Here is a 21807-nt window from a genome sequence, read left to right as displayed (position 1 = left end):
TTACATCACCAGGCGGCGAATGTCAGACAGCATATTGTTGATGATGGTAATGAAACGCGCACCATCAGCACCGTCAATCACACGGTGGTCGAAGGACAGAGAGATAGGCATCATCAGACGCGGTACAAACTCTTTACCGTTCCACACCGGCTCCATCGCTGACTTGGACACACCGAGGATAGCCACTTCCGGCGCGTTCACAATCGGTGCGAAGTGGGTGGTACCCAGGCCGCCGATGCTGGAGATGGTGAAGCAACCGCCCTGCATTTCGCCCGCGGTCAGCTTACCGTCACGCGCTTTTTTAGAGATAACCGTCAGTTCGCGAGACAGCTCGGTAACGCTCTTCTTGTTCACGTCTTTAAAGACCGGAACAACCAGACCGTTTGGCGTATCAACCGCCACACCGATATTGATGTATTTCTTCAGCGTCAGACGCTGACCGTCTTCCGACAGCGAACTGTTAAAGCGTGGCATCTGCTCAAGCGCCGCAGCAACCGCTTTCATGATGAAGACCACCGGGGTGAATTTCACATCCAGTTTGCGCTTCTCAGCTTCAGCGTTCTGCTGTTTACGGAACGCTTCCAGATCGGTGATATCGGTTTTGTCGAAGTGCGTAACGTGCGGGATCATCACCCAGTTACGGCTCAGGTTAGCACCAGAGATTTTCTGGATGCGGCCCAGTTCCACTTCTTCGATTTCACCAAACTTGCTGAAGTCGACCTTCGGCCACGGCAGCATGCCTGGAATACCGCCACCTGCTGCGGCTGCCGGAGCGGCTTCCGCACGCTTAATAGCGTCTTTCACGTAAGTCTGCACGTCTTCGCGCAGGATGCGACCTTTACGGCCTGTACCCTTCACTTTCGCCAGGTTCACACCGAACTCGCGCGCCAGACGGCGAATCAGCGGGGTCGCATGAACGTAAGCGTCGTTCTCAGCAAACTCAGATTTGCCTTCGGCTTTCGCTGCTGGAGCAGCGGCAGCTGGCGCAGGTGCAGAGGCCGCCGGTGCTGGAGCCTGCTGTGGCGCGGCAGCAGCAGGCGCTGCGCCTTCCACTTCGAAGACCATAATCAGAGAGCCGGTTTTAACTTTATCGCCGGTGCTGATTTTGATTTCTTTAACGGTACCCGCGAACGGCGCCGGGACTTCCATTGACGCTTTGTCGCCTTCAACGGTGATCAGTGACTGCTCAGCGGCCACTTCGTCGCCCACTTTCACCATCACCTCGGTTACTTCAACTTCGTCACCGCCGATATCCGGTACGTTAACGTCTTTCGCGCCAGAAGCGGCAGGTGCCGCCGCCGCTGCCGGAGCAGCCGCCTGTGCTGGAGCCGCAGCAGGTGCAGCACCCGCCACTTCGAAGACCATAATCAGGGAACCAGTAGACACTTTGTCGCCGGTATTGATTTTGATCTCTTTAACGACGCCTGCGAACGGAGCCGGGACTTCCATCGAAGCCTTGTCGCCTTCAACGGTGATCAGGGACTGTTCAGCCGCAACGGTGTCGCCCACTTTAACCATGATTTCAGTGACTTCAACTTCGTCGCCGCCGATATCCGGTACGTGTACTTCTTTCGCTGCCGCAGCAGCCGGCGCCGCTGCGGGAGCCGCTTCTTTCTTCTCTTCTGCCGGAACAGGTGCAGCAGCTGCTGCACCGTCAGCGGAATCGAATATCATGATAAGTGCGCCGGTCTCGGTTTTGTCGCCAACAGAGACTTTGATCTCTTTAACAACGCCAGCCTGCGGAGACGGGACTTCCATAGAGGCTTTATCACCTTCTACGGTGATCAGCGACTGTTCTGCTTCAACCTTGTCGCCCACTTTGACCAGGATCTCGGTGATTTCAACTTCATCTGCCCCGATGTCCGGTACTTTGATTTCGATAGCCATTATTCTTTTACCTCTTACGCCAGACGCGGGTTAACTTTTTCTGCATCGATGTTGAATTTGGTAATTGCATCCGCAACCACTTTCTTATCGATTTCGCCACGTTTAGCCAGTTCGCCCAGTGCCGCTACAACCACGTAGGAAGCATCCACTTCGAAGTGGTGACGCAGGTTTTCACGGCTGTCAGAGCGACCGAAACCGTCGGTACCCAGTACGCGATAATCATCAGCCGGTACATAAGTACGAACCTGTTCGGCAAACAGTTTCATATAGTCAGTTGAGGCTACAGCCGGCGCGTCGTTCATCACCTGAGCGATGTACGGAACGCGCGGCGTTTCCAGCGGGTGCAGCATGTTCCAGCGTTCACAGTCCTGACCATCACGCGCCAGTTCAGTGAAGGAGGTGACGCTGTACACGTCAGAGCCCACGCCGTAGTCTTTCGCCAGGATCTGTGCCGCTTCACGAACGTGACGCAGGATAGAACCGGAGCCCAGCAGCTGAACTTTACCTTTGCTACCTTCCAGGGTTTCGAGTTTGTAGATACCTTTACGGATACCTTCCTCAGCACCTTCCGGCATGGCTGGCATGTGGTAGTTTTCGTTCAGCGTGGTGATGTAGTAGTAAACGTTCTCTTGTTTCTCACCGTACATACGCTCCAGACCATCGTGCATGATGACCGCAACTTCGTACGCGTAAGACGGATCGTAAGAGATACAGTTCGGGATAGTCAGAGACTGAATATGGCTGTGACCATCTTCGTGCTGCAGACCTTCGCCGTTCAGCGTTGTACGACCAGACGTCCCGCCAATCAGGAAGCCACGCGCCTGCTGGTCACCTGCTGCCCAGCACAGGTCGCCAATACGCTGGAACCCGAACATGGAGTAGTAGATGTAGAACGGAATCATCGGCAGGTTGTTGGTGCTGTAAGAGGTCGCCGCCGCCAGCCAGGAAGACCCTGCACCCAGCTCGTTGATCCCTTCCTGCAGAATCTGACCTTTCTCGTCTTCTTTGTAGTATGCAACCTGCTCACGGTCCTGCGGGGTGTACTGCTGACCGTTCGGGCTGTAAATACCGATCTGACGGAACAGACCTTCCATACCGAAAGTACGCGCTTCGTCGGCGATGATCGGAACCAGTCTGTCTTTGATCGATTTGTTCTTCAGCATCACGTTCAGGGCACGAACGAAAGCGATAGTGGTGGAGATTTCTTTGTTCTGCTCTTCCAGCAGCGCGCCGAAGTCTTCCAGGGTCGGCAGTTCCAGCTTCTCAGTGAAGTTCGGCTGGCGGCTCGGCAGGTAGCCGTGCAGCGCCTGGCGACGTTCGTGCAGATACTTGTGTTCTTCAGAACCTTCCGGGAAGGTAATGTAGGACAGTTTTTCAACCTGCTCGTCAGTGACAGGAACATTGAAACGGTCGCGGATATGACGCACGCCGTCCATGTTCATTTTCTTCACCTGGTGCGCGATGTTTTTACCTTCGGCAGTGTCACCCATGCCATAACCTTTGATGGTATGAGCCAGGATTACTGTTGCTTTGCCTTTGGTTTCTTGCGCTTTTTTCAGTGCCGCGTAAACTTTCTTCGGATCGTGACCACCACGATTCAGCGCCCAGATCTGCTCATCAGTCCAGTCTGCAACCAGTGCTGCGGTTTCCGGGTATTTACCGAAGAAGTGCTCACGAACGTACGCGCCATCTTTGGATTTGAAGGTCTGGTAGTCGCCGTCAACGGTTTCGTTCATCAGTTGGATCAGTTTACCGCTGGTATCTTTACGCAGCAGCTCATCCCAACGACCGCCCCACATCACTTTAATTACGTTCCAGCCAGCGCCCTCGAAGATGCCTTCCAGTTCGTTAACGATTTTGCCGTTACCGGTGACCGGGCCATCCAGACGCTGCAGGTTACAGTTGATGACGAAGACCAGGTTGTCCAGTTTTTCACGGGTTGCGATGGTGATCGCCCCTTTGGATTCCGGTTCGTCCATTTCACCGTCGCCCAGGAAAGCGTAAACGGTCTGTTTGGAGGTGTCTTTCAGGCCACGGTGTTCCAGATATTTCAGGAATTTAGCCTGATAGATAGCACCGATTGGGCCCAGCCCCATAGAAACGGTCGGGAACTGCCAGAATTCCGGCATCAGTTTCGGGTGCGGGTAGGAAGACAGGCCATTGCCATGAACTTCCTGACGGAAGTTGTCCATCTGCTCTTCAGTCAGACGGCCTTCCAGGAACGCACGGGCGTAAATGCCCGGGGAGATATGACCCTGGAAGTAAACCAGGTCGCCGCCATCCTGCTCATTGCGGGCGCGGAAGAAATGGTTGAAGCAAACATCGTACACCGTCGCAGAAGACTGGAAGGATGCCATGTGGCCGCCCAGCTCGAGGTCTTTTTTAGACGCACGCAGCACGGTCATGATGGCGTTCCAACGGATAGCAGAACGAATTCGACGCTCCAGCTCCAGATTGCCCGGGTATTCCGGCTCATCTTCAACGGCAATAGTGTTGATGTAATTGCTTGCCCCAGTACCTGCCGCTACTTTCACGCCGCCTTTGCGGGCTTCAGAAAGAAGCTGGTCAATCAGATACTGAGCGCGCTCAACACCTTCTTCACGGATGACCGATTCGATCGCCTGTAGCCAGTCGCGAGTTTCGATCGGATCCACGTCATTTGGGAAACGTTCTGACATGGGGGTATTCCTTATCTATCTAATACGTTGAGTTATCTGGAACCTGTCCCATTGAACTCTCGCCAGAGAACTCAATAAGACAGGTTCTGCGTTTAGTTGCCGCGCTTTAGAATAGCGCTTGATTTACAACATCTTCTGGCTAACGAGCCACCAGAAAAATCACTAATTCTTTCGCTGCTCCAGACGACGTAAGGCGCGTTCACGACGGCTCTCCTCACGACTTCGGTCGAGCAGAATTTCTTCGATAAACGCCAGGTGGCGATGTGATGCTTCACGCGCCTCTTCTGGCTTACCGGCAATAATCGCTTCGAAAATACGGGTGCGGTGACCACTCACCAGCGGAAGCATCTCACGACGCGAATAGAGCAACTCGAAGTTCTGACGAACGTTCTGGGCCAGCATGGGTTCCATACACCTTAGCAGATGGAGTAAAACCACATTGTGTGCCGCTTCGGTGACAGCAATTTGATACTGGAGGACCGCATCGGACTCCGCATCGCGGTCACCTGACTCTTGCGCCAGTTCAATGGCATGGTGCAGTTCACGAATGCGTGTTTTGTCTTCATCGGTACTGCGCAGCGCTGCGTAGTATGCAGCAATGCCTTCCAGCGCATGGCGCGTCTCAAGCAGGTCAAACTGGGATTCAGGATGGTCGGAGAGCAGTTCTACCAGTGGATCGCTAAAGCTCTGCCACAGGCTACTCTGAACAAAAGTGCCGCCGCCCTGGCGACGAAGCAGCAATCCCTTCGCTTCGAGACGTTGAATCGCCTCACGCAAGGAGGGACGGGAGACGTCGAACTGTTTCGCCAGTTCGCGTTCCGGTGGGAGTTTTTCGCCTGGGCGCAGTGTACCCTCAAGGATCAAAAACTCCAGCTGTTGCTCAATCACATCGGATAATTTTGGTTGGCGGATTTTGCTGTAGGCCATGATGTCCTGTCTTAAGCCATTTGCCCGAAGTCAATTGGTCTTACCAATTTCATATCTGTGACGCTAAAGTAACAAAGTATTCACCTTATGTCCATACAGGTTTTGATTGAAATCAGTAAACCAGGCACATTTTAACAACATCACAGAAATAACGTTTCAAACATGTAACTATGCACAAATGTTAAATTTACCACCCTCGAGGTAGTTTTAACCTTATTGAAACGAAGAAAAATCCTGGTTGAACCGATTCAGATGTATTTTTATGCACAAATTAATCATAAATAGTCATTTTGCAGCTAACGGAAGTGTTATCAGGAGGTAAGCGGAGGGACACACAACTGCTCTCTTTTTATTCAACTCGTCATCATCCATTCACAAAGCAGGTGCATTCCCTGCCGCATACCATTATTCTGTTCCGGACAAAAGAGTTTCGGCGACATTTTAAAAATCATTACTGTAAACATAATAATACAACAGACGGAATTGCAAACTTACACACGCATCACTGCGTAGTACAAATAATAATTACTCAAATAGTTCGGGTCGTCTTCGGCGGCAGCCTGAAATCTGAAGAGTAAACCACACACGAGGTTTCATGATGGACAGTCAGCAGCACGGCGAGCAGCTAAAGCGCGGCCTTAAGAACCGCCATATCCAGCTTATCGCGCTGGGCGGCGCGATAGGAACAGGTTTGTTCCTGGGAAGCGCCTCCGTTATCCAGTCCGCAGGCCCCGGTATTATTCTGGGTTATGCGATAGCGGGTTTTATTGCCTTCCTTATTATGCGTCAGTTGGGTGAGATGGTGGTTGAGGAGCCAGTTGCCGGTTCGTTCAGTCACTTTGCCTACAAGTACTGGGGGAGTTTTGCAGGCTTTGCGTCGGGCTGGAACTATTGGGTGCTGTACGTGCTGGTCGCGATGGCGGAACTGACCGCCGTCGGTAAGTACATTCAGTTCTGGTGGCCGGAAATCCCCACCTGGGTTTCGGCAGCCGTCTTCTTTATCGCTATCAACGCCATCAACCTGACCAACGTAAAAGTGTTTGGTGAGATGGAGTTCTGGTTTGCCATTATTAAAGTCATCGCCGTGGTGGCGATGATCATCTTCGGCGGCTGGCTGCTGTTCAGCGGCAACGGCGGCCCGCAGGCGACCGTACGTAACCTGTGGGAACAGGGCGGTTTCCTGCCTCACGGCATGACCGGGCTGGTGATGATGATGGCGATTATCATGTTCTCATTCGGCGGGCTTGAGCTGGTCGGTATCACCGCAGCTGAAGCCGATAACCCGGAACAGAGCATTCCCAAAGCCACTAACCAGGTTATCTACCGTATTCTGATCTTCTATGTGGGTTCACTGGCCGTTCTGCTTTCCCTGCTGCCGTGGACGCGCGTCACCGCCGACACCAGCCCGTTTGTCCTGATATTTCACGAACTGGGCGATACCTTCGTCGCAAACGCGCTGAATATCGTGGTTCTGACGGCGGCACTGTCGGTATACAACAGTTGCGTTTACTGTAACAGCCGCATGCTGTTTGGTCTGGCGCAACAGGGTAACGCCCCAAAAATCCTGCTCACTATCGACAAACGCGGCGTGCCGGTGAATACCATCATCGTCTCGGCGCTGGTGACAGCACTGTGCGTGTTGATCAACTACATGGCACCGGAATCCGCCTTCGGTCTGCTGATGGCGCTGGTGGTCTCCGCACTGGTGATCAACTGGGCGATGATCAGTCTTGCACACATCAAGTTCCGCCGCGCCAAGCAGCAACAGGGAGTGAAGACTCGCTTCCCGGCGCTGTTCTACCCGTTGGGTAACTGGGTTTGCCTGCTCTTCATGGCGGCCGTACTGGTGATTATGCTAATGACGCCGGGTATGGCGATTTCGGTCTACCTGATCCCGGTATGGCTGGTTGTTTTAGGTATCGGTTACCTGTGCAAACAGAAAACCGCAAAGACAGCGAAAGCACATTAATCCCTCGGACCCTCACCCGTCCTGGGTGAGGGTTGTTACCTGCCTCACACTTTTCCTCCTGTAGCCATTTCGTCCATGTTCGCGGCGCTATCCTGCAACGCAAATAATCGATAGCAGACGAATAATTATTTCCATCACCTTGATGGAGAGACATCGCAATGGATACAGGTAAACTGTCGGTAAGAGAAAAGATTGGTTATGGCATGGGCGATGCCGGATGCAACATCATCTTTGGCGCTATCATGCTGTTTGTTAACTATTTTTACACAGATATTTTTGGTCTGGCGCCGGCGCTGGTAGGGGTGTTATTACTGTCAGTACGTGTTATCGATGCCGTTACCGATCCCATTATGGGCGCCATTGCCGACCGGACCCAAAGCCAATATGGCCGTTTTCGTCCGTGGCTACTGTGGATTGCCTTCCCCTACGCGCTGTTCAGCATTCTGATGTTCACCACCCCGGAGTGGACTTATAACAGCAAGGTTATCTATGCGTTTGTCACTTACTTCCTGCTATCGATTACCTATACGGCAATCAATATTCCTTACTGCTCGCTGGGCGGCGTGATCACCAACGATCCGAAAGAGCGCGTGGCCTGTCAGTCTTACCGCTTTGTGCTGGTCGGCATCGCGACGTTGCTGTTGTCGCTCACCCTGCTGCCCATGGTTGACTGGTTTGGCGGTGATAACAAAGCGAAGGGTTATCAACTGGCGATGACCGTGCTGGCCATTATCGGCATGTGCATGTTCCTGTTTTGTTTTGCCACCGTTCGCGAGCGCGTGCGCCCTGCCGTTCCCACTCACGACGACATGAAAAATGACTTCAAAGACGTGTGGAAAAACGACCAGTGGGTACGCATTCTGCTGCTGACGCTGTGCAACGTCTGCCCGGGCTTCATCCGCATGGCGGCAACCATGTACTACGTCACCTGGGTAATGGGGCAAAGCACCCACTTCGCGACGCTTTTTATCAGCCTCGGCGTTGTCGGCATGATGATCGGCAGTGTGCTGGCAAAAGTGCTGACCGACCGCTGGTGCAAGCTGAAGGTGTTCTTCTGGACCAATATCGCGCTGGCCCTTTTCTCCTGCGCGTTTTACTTCTTCGATCCCAAAGCCACGATGCTGATTGTGGCGCTCTACTTCCTGCTCAATATTCTGCATCAGATCCCGTCGCCGCTGCACTGGTCGCTGATGGCGGATGTTGACGACTACGGCGAATGGAAAACGGGCAAACGTATTACCGGTATCAGCTTCTCCGGCAACCTGTTCTTCCTGAAGCTCGGTCTGGCGATTGCCGGCGCGATGGTCGGCTTTCTGCTCTCATGGTACGGCTACGATGCAGGGGCGAAAGCGCAAAGCGATTCCGCCATCAACGGCATCGTGCTGCTCTTTACCGTAATTCCGGGTATCGGATACCTGATTACCGCCGGCGTAGTGCGTCTGCTGAAAGTTGACCGGGAACTGATGAAACAGATTCAGAACGATCTGGAAAAACGCCGCGCCAACTACCGCGAACTCAATGATTATCAGGAACTGAACGTCACTGAAACCGTAAGGAAAGCCTGATGCAAAACTGGCCCAACCCGTTTATTGAACAACGCGCCGATCCGTTTATCCTGCGTGACGGCAGCGACTACTATTTTATTGCCTCCGTGCCGGAATATGACCGGCTGGAAATCCGCCGGGCGGATTCACTGGAAGGATTGCGCACGGCAACGCCCGTTGTCGTCTGGCGCAAACCCGAACACGGTCCGATGAGCGAACTTATCTGGGCACCGGAAATACATCACCTCGACGGCAGATGGGTCATCTACTTTGCCGCCGCCCATACACAGGCGCTCGACAAACTGGGCATGTTTCAGCACCGGATGTACGCGCTGGAGTGCACGCATACCGATCCGCTCACCGGCAACTGGGTCGAAAAAGGTCAGGTGAAAACGCCGTTTGATACCTTTGCACTCGATGCCACAACGTTCCGCCATCAGGGAAAGCAATGGTATCTGTGGGCGCAAAAATCGCCCGACATCACCGGGAATTCCAACATTTATCTGGCGGAGCTGGAAAATCCCTGGACGATTAAAGGCCAGCCAGTGATGCTCAGCAAGCCGGAGTACGACTGGGAGTGTCGGGGTTTTTGGGTCAATGAAGGGCCAGCGGTGTTAAGCCACGGTGACAGGCTGTTCATCAGCTACTCCGCCAGCGCCACGGACGAAAACTACTGCATGGGATTGTTATGGATTGATATTCACGCCGATCCGCAGAATCCGGCAAACTGGCACAAATTGCCGCATCCGGTATTTACCACCAGCAAGGAAAATCGTCAGTATGGGCCCGGGCACAACAGCTTTACCCAAACGCCGGAGGGCGACGACGTGCTGGTGTATCACGCGCGCAACTATACCGAAATTGAAGGCGATCCGCTCTACGATCCTAATCGCCATACCCGCCTGAAGCGAATTCGTTGGGATGAAAACGGGATGCCGGACTTCGGCATCCCGCCTGCCGATACGCTTTGAGAGATTGCCCGGTAACCTGTTGCTTACCGGGCGTCCTGATTCGTTAAATCAACGTGCCATAAATGGTCAGCACGGCAATCACCACCACTAAGGCAAACGACGTTTTCTTCGCCATAGAAACCGCCGCTTTCGGCGTTTCTATCTTATCGGTATGCGGCTCGCGTGCCAGCGAGAACTGCGCCAGGCGCGTTAACACCTGATACTGCGAGGTATGCAAATCCGCCAGCGAGGCAAACCACGCGGGCAGCGCTTTTTCGCCATGCCCGATCAGGGCGTACACCACGCCCGCCAGACGTACCGGGATCCAGTCCAGAACATGAAGAATGCCATCAATGCCGGACTGTAAACGCTCATGTGGCGTCTGATAGCGCGCCAGCCAGGACTGCCACGAGCGCAGAAAGGCGTAGCCCACCAGCAGAACCGGCCCCCACGGACCGCCGACGATCAGCCAGAACAACGGCGCGATATAAAAACGGAAGTTAATCCACAGTAGCGCGTTTTGCAGCTCACGCAAAAACTCACGCTCATTGCAATCCGGCGGGACGCCATGAATCATCGTCAGTTCGCTGGCCATCGCCGTTCTGGCATGTACATCATCACGCGCCGCCGCATTAAGATAGGCATGATAGTGCATCCGCACTTTACCCGCGCCAATACACAACAGCCCGATCAGAATCCACGCCACGATTGTCGGCACATTAAACAACAAACCTTCCAGCGCGCGCAGTAACAGGAACGTGACCACCATCGCGATCGTCATCATCCCCAGCGTACGCGCCACCGAGAAGCGTTTAACCCGACGGAAAAAAGCTTCTAACCGGTGATCCAACTGCCAGTGTTCGCCCAGCTTAAACAGGCGCTCGACGAGCAGCACCAGTAATGTCGTAAATAGCGTCATGTCATCTCCTTATCTGACGAGGCGGTGATCAGGGCGCGAAACCTTGCCCAGTCAAAAGCCGGACCGGGATCGGTCTTACGCTCAGGCGCAATATCACAGTGCCCGGTTATGTTGTCGGCAACGGCCGGGAAAATCTTTATCAACGCACGCGTGACGGCTGCCAGTTGTTGGTACTGAGCATCGGTGTAGGCCAGCGTGTCGGTCCCTTCCAGCTCAATGCCAATCGAAAAATCATTGCAGCGTTCACGCCCATGATAGCTCGACACACCGGCATGCCACGCGCGCTTATCGAAAGGAACATACTGAACGATTTCGCCATCGCGGCGAATCAGACAATGGGCGGAAACGCGCAGATGCGCAATTTCGGCAAAAAAAGGGTGGGCGTTGGGATCAATCGTTCCGGTGAATAGTGCGTCAATCCACGGACCGCCAAACTCGCCGGGCGGCAGGCTGATATTATGCACCACCAGCAAAGAAGGGACTTCATCATCCGGGCGGCAATCGTAATGCGCAGAAGGAACGCGTCGCGCTTCTGCCAGCCAGCCCTTGTCTAACAACATGCTGAATCTCCTTTTGAGTGGTGCTTATAGCCGCATCAGAGTAGCATGTTTCTACCTTATGATTCGTTAGCAATTTGGAGTTTTCTCATGCCGCCTCGCCGCTATAACCCCGACTACCGACGTGACGCGCTGTTGGAACGTATTAACCTGGATATCCCAAACGTTGTCGCCCAGGCGCTGCGTGAAGATTTAGGCGGTGAAGTGGATGCCAGCAACGATATTACGGCTCAACTGTTACCGGAGAACGCCCGTTCTCATGCCACCGTCATCACCCGTGAAGACGGCGTTTTTTGTGGCAAACGCTGGGTCGAAGAGGTCTTTATTCAACTGGCTGGCGACGATGTCAGCATCAACTGGCATGTGGATGACGGTGACAGCATCAACGCGAATCAACCGCTGTTTGAGCTCGACGGTCCTTCCCGCGTGTTGCTGACCGGCGAGCGCACCGCGCTGAACTTCGTGCAGACCCTGTCAGGTGTCGCCAGCGAAGTGCGTAAGTACGTTGATATCCTGGCGGGCACAAAGACCCAACTACTGGACACACGTAAAACCCTGCCGGGACTGCGTACCGCGCTGAAATATGCCGTGCTATGCGGCGGCGGCGCGAATCATCGTCTGGGTCTTTCCGATGCGTTCCTGATCAAAGAGAACCATATTATTGCTTCCGGCTCAGTGCGTCAGGCGGTAGAGAAAGCCTTCTGGCTGCATCCGGATGTCCCTGTGGAAGTCGAAGTGGAAAATCTGGATGAACTGGACGACGCGCTGAAAGCCGGAGCCGACATCATCATGCTGGACAACTTTGAAACGGCGCAGATGCGTGAAGCAGTCAAACGGACCAACGGCCAGGCGCGACTGGAAGTTTCTGGCAACGTGACGGACAAAACGCTGCGTGAATTTGCCGAAACCGGCGTCGACTTTATCTCCGTGGGCGCTCTCACCAAGCACCTCCGGGCGCTCGACCTGTCCATGCGCTTCGCTAACGCTTAATCATTATACGGCCCGATCGCGTACTGCTTATCGGGCCTGTTTGCCCCTTCCCGTGACTAAAATTCTCGTCGTGCCTCGCAACAACAATGCTGACGACTGCAAACCGATAACATTTCTCTGAACCCTCCTTCCTGATTCATTTTTTGCCGCTCGCCCGCTGCCCCCGCGTTTGCCACAGTGACGTCCACTCACTCAAGGAGCGAACAATGGATAAACAACGCGGATTTACCCTTATTGAACTGATGGTTGTGATCGGCATTATCGCTATCCTCAGCGCCATCGGCATTCCGGCCTATCAAAACTATCTGCGCAAAGCGGCGCTGACCGACATGCTGCAAACTTTTGTCCCCTATCGCACCGCCGTCGAACTCTGCGCCCTGGAGCATGGCGGTACGGACACCTGCGACGCAGGAATCAACGGTATTCCCTCGGCAACGACGACACGCTATGTCTCGGAAATGAGCATTGAGAATGGGGTGGTTTCTCTTACCGGCCAGGAAAGCCTGAACGGACTTAGCGTCATCATGACGCCAGGGTGGGACAAAGCAGAGGGCATTACGGGCTGGACGCGTAGCTGCAACATCCAGAATGACGGCACATTAAAACAGGCCTGCGAAGACGTCTTTCGCTTTGATAGCCACTAAGGAAGCGCAATGAACACGACGCAACTCAGCGCGCTATGTCAGCGCTACCAGGGAATATTACTGAATGCGAATAACGATACGGTACACATTGCCGTCGAAGATGCCCCTTCTCACGAACTGCTGGACGCCCTGCATTTCGCCACGACTCGCCGCATTGAGATTGCCTGCTGGACGCGTCAGCAGATGGAGCAACACCAGCATCCGTCCTCATCCACGCTGCCGTCTGTGGTTCCTGAAAACAGCGTCAGCGCTGCGGTTTTGCTGGATAAGACATTACAGAGCGCGCTGGCGAAACGGGCCTCAGACATTCACATAGAACCCGCAGAGCATCACGTTCGCCTCCGCTTACGGGTGGACGGCGTGCTGCATAGCTTACCCGATATTGCCAAAGAGACCGGCATTGCCCTGACAGCACGCCTGAAAGTGTTAAGCCATCTGGATATTGCGGAGCACCGCCTACCACAGGATGGGCAATTCACCGTTGAGCTAAACGGCGCTGCCGTCTCGTTTCGTATCGCCACCCTTCCCTGCCGTTATGGCGAAAAAGTGGTGCTGCGGTTGCTGCATCAGGTGAATCAGGCTCTGGATGTCTCCATGCTGGGTATGCACGACACGCAGCTATCTGTCTTCATCGACGCCCTACAACAGCCACAAGGGCTGATCCTCGTCACCGGTCCCACGGGCAGCGGTAAAACGGTAACCCTTTATAGCGCGTTGCAAACACGAAACGCGCCGGAGGTGAATCTGTGTAGCGTTGAAGATCCAGTGGAAATTCCCCTCGACGGTATCAATCAGACGCAGATCCATCCGCGTGCCGGGCTGACCTTTCAGGGCGTATTGCGGGCACTACTACGTCAGGATCCCGATGTCATCATGGTGGGCGAGATCCGCGACGGCGAAACCGCAGAAATTGCTATTAAAGCCGCACAGACCGGGCATCTGGTACTTTCCACGCTGCATACCAACTCAACCTGCGAAGCGCTGGTGCGCTTGCAACAGATGGGCGTGGCCCGCTGGATGCTCTCTTCTGCATTAACCCTGGTCGTGGCACAACGGCTGGTCAGAAAGCTGTGTCCATACTGCCGGCGGCTTATCGACGATCCGATTCGTTTGCCCCCTGCATGGTATCCCACGCCGCTACCCCGCTGGCAGGCGGTTGGCTGTGAACACTGCTATCACGGATTCTATGGTCGCACTGCGCTATTTGAACTGCTCGCGATCGCGGCCGAACTGCGTCATCAGATTGCCAACGACGCCTCAGTGGCAACGCTGGAAGCCCATGCGAAACAGGCAGGAATGAGCACACTCTTTGAAAGCGGGTGTCGCGCCGTCGATCAAGGACTGACGACCTTTGAGGAACTGGTGCGTATTCTGGGTATGCCAAATGACCACTAAACAACTGTGGTACTGGCAGGGGATGAATCGCGATGGACTGCCCGGCGAGGGAACCCATTGGGCAGAAAATCGACTCCTGCTGATGCAGGAACTGGAGCAGCGTCAGGTAACGCCACTGCGTGTGAAATCCCTACGCGTGAAGCGAGCGCTCTGGCGCAGTGACCAATGCACAGAAGTGATTCACCAACTCGCAACGCTGCTAAAGGCGGGTTTAACACTCTCCGAAGGGCTGGAACTGCTTGCCGGACAGCAACCCAGCAAGCAGTGGCAAGCCCTGTTGAGGGGTCTTGCGCAAGAACTGGAGCACGGTACGCCGCTCTCCAGCGCGCTGGCGCAATGGCCTGACGTTTTTCCGCCGCTGTATCAGGCGATGATACGCACCGGTGAACTGACCGGGAAACTGGATGAATGCTGCTTTGAACTCGCCCGACAGCAGAAGGCACAGAAACAACTCACCGATAAGGTCAAAAAAGCGCTGCGTTACCCCATCATTATTTTAACAATGGCGGTGATGGTGGTGCTGGCGATGCTCCACTTTGTTCTGCCCGAATTTGCCGCCATTTACCGAACCTTTAACACGCCGCTGCCTGCACTCACCCAGGGGATCATCGCGTTTGCCGACTGGAGTCAACGCTGGGGCGGGCTGATTGTCCTGATGACTATCATGCTGATCGCGACCAACAATCTGTTATGCCGAAAGCCCGGTTGGCAAATTCTGCGCCAGCGCGGATTACTCCGCATGCCTGTCATGGGACCGTTGATCAGAGGCCAGAAGCTCACGCAAATCTTTACCATTCTCGCGCTGACGCAGACGGCGGGGATCGCATTTTTACCCGCGCTTGAGAGCGTGAAAGAGACGATTCAGTGCCCCTACTGGGCACTGCGTCTGGCACAGGTACAGCACGATATCAGTACCGGCGTTCCCGTCTGGCAGGCACTGAAAAATGCGGAAGAATTCAGCCCGCTGTGCTTGCAACTGGTCAGGACGGGTGAAGCCTCAGGCTCGCTGGATACCATGCTGCACAATCTTGCCCGACATCATGATGAACATACTCAGACAATGGCTGATAACCTGGCGGCGTTACTGGAACCAGCGCTGCTGGTGATTACCGGGCTTATCATCGGCACGCTGGTCGTGGCAATGTATTTGCCGATTTTTCATCTGGGCGATGCGATGAGTGGAGTGGGATAACGAAGGGAAATCGAAAGCAGAACTGGCGCTGAATGCAGCGCCAGTACAGGAGATTACAGGCTATTGAAAACGCGGTTTTCTTGTTCCTGAACCCGGATAAACGTCGTACGTTTGGTCAGTTCTTTCAGGCGAGAGGCACCAACGTAGGTACAGGCAGAACGCAGGCCGCCAAGAATATCACGCGCGGTGTTCTCCACCGGGCCACGCAGCGGCAGTTTGACGGTTTTACCTTCCGCAGCACGATACTGCGCAACGCCGCCGACATGACGGGTCATGGCGGATTCGGAACTCATACCGTAGAACAGCATGAATTTTTCGCCGTTTTCTTCAACGACTTTACCGCCGCTTTCTTCGTGACCGGCCAGCATACCGCCGAGCATCACGAAATCTGCGCCGCCGCCGAACGCTTTCGCCACATCGCCAGGCATGGTGCAACCACCATCGCTGACAATCATGCCGCCCAGACCATGCGCCGCGTCAGCACATTCGATCACCGCAGACAGTTGCGGATAACCGACACCGGTTTTCACACGGGTGGTGCAGACAGAACCCGGACCAATCCCGACTTTAACGATATCCGCGCCAGACAGAACCAGTTCTTCACACATTTCGCCCGTCACCACGTTACCGGCGCAAATGGTTTTGGTCGGCCAGGCTTCACGCGCTTTCGATACGAACTGGACAAAGTGTTCAGAATAGCCGTTTGCGACATCGATGCAGACGAAGTTCAGTGCCGGATTCAGCGCCAGGATCTGTTGGGTCTTTTCGAAGTCCGCATCAGACGTACCGGTAGAGACCATAACGTGCTTGAGCACATTGGCCGACGCCGCGCCAACAAAGGCCGCCCAGTCTTCAACGGTGTAATGCTTATGAACGGCGGTCAGAACGTCGAAAGAGGCGAGGGCCGTTGCCATCGCGAATGTGCCGACGGTATCCATGTTTGCCGCAATAATAGGAACGCCGGACCAGGTCTGACCTGAGTGTTTAAAGGTGAATTGACGTTCCAGCTCAACATCGGAACGACTTTTAAGGGTAGAACGCTTAGGGCGGATAAGAACGTCTTTAAAACCTAACTTCAGATCTTCTTCAATACGCATGTGCGGATTCCTGGGGTTAAGGGCTATTAGTATGAGAGCGCAACTCCAGTGACGCTATCATACGCACTAATCAATGCCGCGCAAGACTGCGAAATTCTCTTTTTTTACGCTACAATCCCATAAATTTACCTGGCGAACGGCAGTCGATCTCTGAGTCATCGTCGCCAGTGTACGTTCAACTTTTAACCAATTGATTATCATAGCGAATTCCCGGGAAGCGAGCTTATGAGGTATACAGTAGCCTTAACTGGCGGCATTGGCAGTGGTAAAAGCACTGTTGCGAATGCCTTTGCTGACCTCGGAATTCAGATAATTGATGCAGATATTATTGCCCGTCAGGTCGTCGAACCGGGCAAGCCTGCGCTGGATGCGATTGCAGAACATTTTGGCCCAGAGCTGATTTCCGCAGACGGCACGCTGCATCGTCGTCTGCTTCGCGAGCGGATTTTTGCCCATCCGCAAGAGAAAGCCTGGCTCAATGCCTTGCTTCATCCGCTCATCCAGCAGGAGACCCGACGTCAGTTTCAACAGGCGACGTCTGCGTATGTGCTGTGGGTGGTGCCATTACTGGTTGAAAACGGCCTTTATCGCCAGGCAAATCGCGTGCTCGTGGTAGATGTCACCCCCGAGACGCAGCTTTCCCGGACGATGCAGCGCGACGACGTTACGCGCGCGCACGTTGAACAGATTCTCGCTGCCCAGGCGTCGCGTGAAGCGCGCCTTGCCGTGGCAGACGATGTTATTGATAATAATGGCGCACCAGATTCCATCATGTCGGATGTCGCCCGCCTGCACGCACGTTATCTCCAGCTTGCGTCGCAGTTTGTCTCACAGGAAAAACCGTAATGCACACCCAGGTCCTTTTTGAACACCCACTCAATGAGAAGATGCGCACATGGTTGCGCATTGAGTTTTTGATTCAACAACTCTCCTCTCGCTTACCGATCGCAGATCATTCCGATGCCCTGCACTTCTTTCGTAATGCCGGAGATTTGTTGGACGTATTCGAACGTGGTGAAGTGCGTACAGAATTACTGAAAGAGCTTGAGCGCCAACAGCGTAAACTTCAGGCATGGATTGAAGTGCCGGGCGTCGACCAGAGCCGTATTGATGCACTGCGCCAGCAGTTAAAAACGGCCGGCAGTATTTTGATTTCCGCGCCACGCATGGGGCAATTTTTGCGTGAGGACCGGCTGATTGCCCTGGTGCGCCAGCGTCTGAGCATTCCTGGTGGCTGCTGTAGCTTTGATTTACCGACGCTGCATATCTGGCTGCATATGCCGCAGGCGCAGCGCGATGCTCAGGTCGATAGCTGGCTTGCCAGTCTGAACCCGCTGAATCAGGCGTTGACCCTGATCCTTGATCTCATTCGTAACTCGGCACCGTTTCGTAAACAAACCAGTCTGAACGGGTTTTATCAGGATAACGGGGAGGACGCGGATTTACTGCGCCTGCAGTTACCGCTGGGTTTACAGCTTTATCCGCAGATTTCAGGCCACAAGAGCCGTTTTGCGATCCGTTTTATGCCGCTCGATAGCGACAATGGCGTGGTACCTGAACGCCTCGATTTCGAACTGGCCTGCTGTTAAGGAGTTAAAATGTCAGAGACGATCACCGTAAACTGCCCTACCTGCGGCAAAACGGTTGTATGGGGTGAAGTCAGTCCATTCCGCCCATTTTGTTCCAAGCGTTGCCAGTTGATCGATTTAGGTGAGTGGGCCGCTGAAGAGAAACGCATCGCCAGCAGTGGCGATCTGTCCGATAGCGACGACTGGAGTGAAACGAAAGAGTAAGCACAGACGGTATGGGGGACACTACGCCCCCGCCGTGATTTGCCGGAGCCCGGCGTCGCCTTATCAGGCCTGTGCGGTTTGAACTAACTTCATGATGACCGGTTCATTCGCCGGAGGGAAATCCTCCGCCTGCAACGCCCCGGCGGCAATCCATTTTCCGGGCTGCCCCTCTTTTCCCCACGGCTCGCCTTTCCAGCTTTCGACCAGCCAGAACCACAGCGTGATATGCCTGTCCGGAAACTGATACTCCAGTTTCTCAAAAAGCGTGGCGCCTACCGGCGTAATTCCCACCTCTTCCTGTAGCTCGCGGCTCAGCGCCTGTTCCGGTGTCTCTCCGGCTTCAATCTTGCCGCCAGGAAATTCCAGTTTGTTCGCCATGTGCGCATCGGCCGCACGCTGGGTGATAAAGATTTCATTATACGGATTACGGATAATCCCGACGGCGATGTTCAGTTTTTTCATATTGTCGTATCCATAAAAAAGGCGCAGTTTCCTGCGCCTCATCGTTATTATTCAGATCTTAGCTCAGACGGCCGTGGCACTGTTTGTATTTTTTACCGGAACCACACGGACATGGATCGTTACGACCTACTTTACGTTCGCCCGTTTGCGCCGCCAGATCGGCCGCTGCGGCACTGTCGTCGTCCTGATGGCTCAGTTGCTGCATCTGCGCCAAGCGTTCCGCTTCTTCACGACGCTGCTGTTCCATCGCTTCGACTTCTTCCGGCATGCGTACCTGAACTTTGCTCAGCGTACTGATCACTTCGTACTTCAGTGTTTCCAGCATGGAGGCAAACATCGAGAAGGATTCGCGCTTATATTCCTGCTTCGGATCTTTCTGCGCATAGCCACGCAGGTGGATACCCTGACGCAGGTAATCCATCGCCGCCAGGTGTTCTTTCCACAGGGAATCAAGCGTTTGCAGCATGACGCCTTTTTCGAAATGACGCATCATTTCTGCGCCAACCACCTCTTCTTTGCGCTGATACACTTCGATGGCCTGCGCCAGGATACGCTCACGCAGCGTCTCTTCATGCAGTTCCGGTTCTTTGTCCAGCCATTCAGCGATCGGCATCTCCAGATCGAAGTCATTTTTCAGGCGTTCCTGTAGACCCGGGATATCCCACATTTCTTCCAGAGACTGCGGCGGAATGTAAGCATCAATGGTGGCTTTGAACACGTCTTCACGAATGCTGTTGATCGTTTCGCTAACGTCGCTCACGTCCAGCAGTTCGTTACGCTGGGAATAGATAGCACGACGCTGGTCGTTAGCAACATCATCATATTCCAGCAGTTGCTTACGAATATCGAAGTTGCGGCTTTCCACTTTACGCTGCGCGTTGGCAATCGCTTTGGTGACCCACGGGTGCTCAATAGCTTCGCCCTGTTTCATTCCCAGTTTACGCATCATGCCGGACACGCGGTCAGAGGCAAAAATACGCATCAACGCATCTTCCATCGACAGGTAGAAACGCGAAGAACCCGCATCCCCCTGACGACCGGAACGACCGCGCAGCTGGTTATCGATACGACGAGATTCATGACGCTCAGTACCGATGATGTGCAGACCACCGGACGCCAGAACGGCTTCATGACGAACCTGCCAGTCAGCTTTAATCTGTGCAATCTGCTCAGGCGTTGGGTTTTCCAGCGCGGCCACTTCTGCCTGCCAGCTACCGCCCAGCACGATATCCGTACCACGACCGGCCATGTTAGTGGCGATGGTCACGGCTGCCGGATAGCCCGCTTGCGCGACGATAGCCGCTTCGTTGGCGTGGAATTTAGCGTTCAGAACGTTGTGTTTGATACCGGCTTTAGTCAGTTCGTTAGAAACCACTTCGGATTTCTCGATGGAGATAGTCCCCACCAGCACCGGCTGACCATTGGCGGAACGTTCTTTAATATCTTCAATGATGGCCTGAATTTTTTCCGCTTCGGTCATGTAGACCAGATCCGACATGTCCTTACGGATCATCGGACGGTTGGTCGGCACCACCACGGTATCCAGTTTGTAGATTGAGCTGAACTCAAACGCTTCAGTATCTGCGGTACCGGTCATACCGGCCAGTTTTTCATACAGACGGAAGTAGTTCTGGAAGGTGATCGAGGCCAGCGTCTGGTTCTCGTTCTGGATTTCCACGCCCTCTTTCGCTTCAACAGCCTGGTGCAGACCATCAGACCAGCGACGGCCCTGCATGGTACGACCGGTATGTTCGTCAACGATGATGACTTCGCCGTCTTTCACAATATAGTCAACGTCGCGAGTGAACAGCGCGTGTGCGCGCAGTGCAGCGGTCACGTGGTGCATCAGCATGATGTTACCCGGCGAGTACAGAGACTCACCCTCATCCATAATGCCTTCTTTCACCAGCAGTTCTTCAATCAGCACCAGACCGCGTTCGGTCAGGTTGACCTGACGCGCTTTTTCATCCACAGAGAAGTGGCCTTCCCCCTGGAAGCTGTCGGAGTCTTCTTTCTCCTGGCGAATCAGATACGGGATGATTTTGTTCACTTTCTTGTACATTTCCGAGCTGTCTTCAGCCGGGCCGGAAATGATCAGCGGAGTACGCGCTTCATCGATCAGGATGGAGTCGACTTCATCCACCAGCGCATAGTGCAGTTTACGCTGTACGCGCTCTTCAGGGCTGAACGCCATGTTGTCACGCAGGTAGTCAAAGCCATATTCGTTGTTGGTGCCGTAAGTGATGTCCGCGGCGTAAGCTTCGCGCTTGGCTGGCGCAGGCATGCCCGGCAGGTTGATGCCAACGGTCATACCGAGGAATTCGAACAGCGGACGGTTGTTTTCGGCGTCACGCTGCGCCAGATAGTCGTTCACGGTAACCACGTGAACGCCTTTGCCGCTCAGCGCGTTCAGGTAAGCGGGCAGGGTTGCGGTCAGGGTTTTACCTTCACCGGTACGCATTTCCGCGATGCAGCGCTCGTTAAGTACCATCCCCCCGAGCAACTGAACGTCGAAGTGACGCATACCAAAGACGCGCTTACTGGCTTCACGTACGACGGCAAAGGCTTCCGGGATCAGGCTCTCTACGCTTTCGCCTTTTTCCAGACGCGCGCGGAATTCACTGGTTTTTGCCTTCAGTTCGTCATCGGAGAGTTTTTCCATCTCCGGTTCCATGGCATTGATCGCTGCAACCGCTTTACGCATACGACGCAACGTACGATCGTTACGGCTACCGAATACTTTCGTTAATAATTTGATTAGCATATTGAAATCTCAAACGCCCCGCGATGTGGGGTCATAATA

18 protein-coding genes are annotated in these 21807 nt (G+C 54.1%); 10 read left to right on the top strand and 8 right to left on the bottom strand.

The annotated features are described in order from the left end of the window. From aceF to pdhR, 3 genes are all read right to left on the bottom strand, one after another. Window positions 1-1887, bottom strand: a complete 1887-nt coding sequence (gene aceF / locus ACERJC_RS18255; RefSeq protein ID WP_373672208.1) for a pyruvate dehydrogenase complex dihydrolipoyllysine-residue acetyltransferase — start codon at window positions 1885-1887, stop codon at window positions 1-3. Between the two features lie 14 nt (window positions 1888-1901). Continuing rightward, window positions 1902-4565 (bottom strand): pyruvate dehydrogenase (acetyl-transferring), homodimeric type, encoded by a 2664-nt coding sequence (aceE, locus tag ACERJC_RS18250; RefSeq protein WP_046475539.1) that lies wholly within the window; start codon window positions 4563-4565, stop codon window positions 1902-1904. 162 nt (window positions 4566-4727) lie between these two features. Further along, window positions 4728-5492, bottom strand: a complete 765-nt coding sequence (gene pdhR / locus ACERJC_RS18245; RefSeq protein ID WP_042997914.1) for a pyruvate dehydrogenase complex transcriptional repressor PdhR — start codon at window positions 5490-5492, stop codon at window positions 4728-4730. 595 nt (window positions 5493-6087) lie between these two features. On the opposite strand from pdhR, the gene aroP reads away from it, so the two are divergent. The 3 genes from aroP (at window position 6088) to ACERJC_RS18230 (ending at window position 9976) form a co-directional block, all read left to right on the top strand. Then, window positions 6088-7461 carry an aromatic amino acid transporter AroP gene (gene aroP, locus ACERJC_RS18240; protein ID WP_373672207.1) on the top strand — a complete coding sequence of 458 codons (1374 nt, stop codon included), beginning with the start codon at window positions 6088-6090 and terminating at the stop codon, window positions 7459-7461. A gap of 158 nt (window positions 7462-7619) precedes the next feature. Continuing rightward, window positions 7620-9026 (top strand): glycoside-pentoside-hexuronide (GPH):cation symporter, encoded by a 1407-nt coding sequence (locus ACERJC_RS18235; RefSeq protein ID WP_373672206.1) that lies wholly within the window; start codon window positions 7620-7622, stop codon window positions 9024-9026. After that, on the top strand, window positions 9026-9976 hold the full coding sequence (locus ACERJC_RS18230; protein WP_286631251.1) for a glycoside hydrolase family 43 protein: 951 nt from the start codon (window positions 9026-9028) through the stop codon (window positions 9974-9976). Before ACERJC_RS18235 ends, ACERJC_RS18230 begins: the two co-directional genes overlap by 1 nt. A 43-nt stretch (window positions 9977-10019) precedes the next feature. Here the strand turns inward: ACERJC_RS18230 and ampE are convergent, their stop codons facing one another. Both ampE and ampD read right to left on the bottom strand, forming a co-directional pair. After that, a complete protein-coding gene (gene ampE / locus ACERJC_RS18225; protein ID WP_286631252.1) occupies window positions 10020-10874 on the bottom strand; it encodes a beta-lactamase regulator AmpE in 855 nt (284 codons plus the stop codon). Next, window positions 10871-11434: a 1,6-anhydro-N-acetylmuramyl-L-alanine amidase AmpD gene (ampD, locus tag ACERJC_RS18220; protein ID WP_178828345.1), complete on the bottom strand. Its 564-nt coding sequence runs from the start codon at window positions 11432-11434 to the stop codon at window positions 10871-10873. Before ampD ends, ampE begins: the two co-directional genes overlap by 4 nt. Before the next feature lie 87 nt (window positions 11435-11521). On the opposite strand from ampD, the gene nadC reads away from it, so the two are divergent. The 4 genes from nadC to hofC all read left to right on the top strand — a co-directional run bounded on the left by nadC (window position 11522) and on the right by hofC (window position 15652). After that, window positions 11522-12421, top strand: a complete 900-nt coding sequence (gene nadC / locus ACERJC_RS18215; protein WP_178828343.1) for a carboxylating nicotinate-nucleotide diphosphorylase — start codon at window positions 11522-11524, stop codon at window positions 12419-12421. 206 nt (window positions 12422-12627) lie between these two features. Continuing rightward, window positions 12628-13065, top strand: a complete 438-nt coding sequence (ppdD, locus tag ACERJC_RS18210) for a prepilin peptidase-dependent pilin (protein WP_152405861.1) — start codon at window positions 12628-12630, stop codon at window positions 13063-13065. A 9-nt stretch (window positions 13066-13074) separates the two neighbouring features. Further along, window positions 13075-14460 carry a type II secretion system protein GspE gene (gene gspE / locus ACERJC_RS18205; protein WP_152405862.1) on the top strand — a complete coding sequence of 462 codons (1386 nt, stop codon included), beginning with the start codon at window positions 13075-13077 and terminating at the stop codon, window positions 14458-14460. Further along, the gene (hofC, locus tag ACERJC_RS18200) at window positions 14450-15652 is read left to right on the top strand and encodes a protein transport protein HofC (protein WP_373672205.1); all 1203 of its coding nucleotides are present in this window, start codon (window positions 14450-14452) and stop codon (window positions 15650-15652) included. The genes gspE and hofC overlap by 11 nt, the downstream gene beginning before the upstream one ends. A 53-nt stretch (window positions 15653-15705) precedes the next feature. On the opposite strand, the gene ACERJC_RS18195 is transcribed toward hofC, so the two are convergent. After that, on the bottom strand, window positions 15706-16749 hold the full coding sequence (locus tag ACERJC_RS18195; RefSeq protein WP_152405864.1) for a GMP reductase: 1044 nt from the start codon (window positions 16747-16749) through the stop codon (window positions 15706-15708). A 225-nt stretch (window positions 16750-16974) separates the two neighbouring features. On the opposite strand from ACERJC_RS18195, the gene coaE reads away from it, so the two are divergent. The 3 genes from coaE to yacG are packed head-to-tail and all read left to right on the top strand — an operon-like array spanning window position 16975 to window position 18542. Continuing rightward, window positions 16975-17595, top strand: coding sequence for a dephospho-CoA kinase (gene coaE / locus ACERJC_RS18190; RefSeq protein WP_152405865.1), 621 nt, complete (start codon window positions 16975-16977; stop codon window positions 17593-17595). After that, entirely contained in the window at window positions 17595-18338 is a 744-nt protein-coding gene (gene zapD / locus ACERJC_RS18185) for a cell division protein ZapD (protein ID WP_152405866.1), read from the top strand. Before coaE ends, zapD begins: the two co-directional genes overlap by 1 nt. A gap of 9 nt (window positions 18339-18347) precedes the next feature. Beyond that, a complete protein-coding gene (yacG, locus tag ACERJC_RS18180) occupies window positions 18348-18542 on the top strand; it encodes a DNA gyrase inhibitor YacG (protein ID WP_042323837.1) in 195 nt (64 codons plus the stop codon). Window positions 18543-18605: 63 nt separating this feature from the next. Here yacG and mutT read toward each other — a convergent pair whose 3' ends face one another. Continuing rightward, on the bottom strand, window positions 18606-19004 hold the full coding sequence (gene mutT / locus ACERJC_RS18175) for an 8-oxo-dGTP diphosphatase MutT (RefSeq protein ID WP_373672204.1): 399 nt from the start codon (window positions 19002-19004) through the stop codon (window positions 18606-18608). Window positions 19005-19062: 58 nt separating this feature from the next. Then, a complete protein-coding gene (gene secA / locus ACERJC_RS18170) occupies window positions 19063-21768 on the bottom strand; it encodes a preprotein translocase subunit SecA (RefSeq protein WP_373672203.1) in 2706 nt (901 codons plus the stop codon). Window positions 21769-21807: the final 39 nt, after the last annotated feature.

This window comes from Citrobacter telavivensis, from assembly GCF_041807075.1.
Lineage (GTDB): Bacteria > Pseudomonadota > Gammaproteobacteria > Enterobacterales > Enterobacteriaceae > Citrobacter_A > Citrobacter_A telavivensis.
This window is presented reverse-complemented; position numbering and strand designations above follow the sequence as displayed.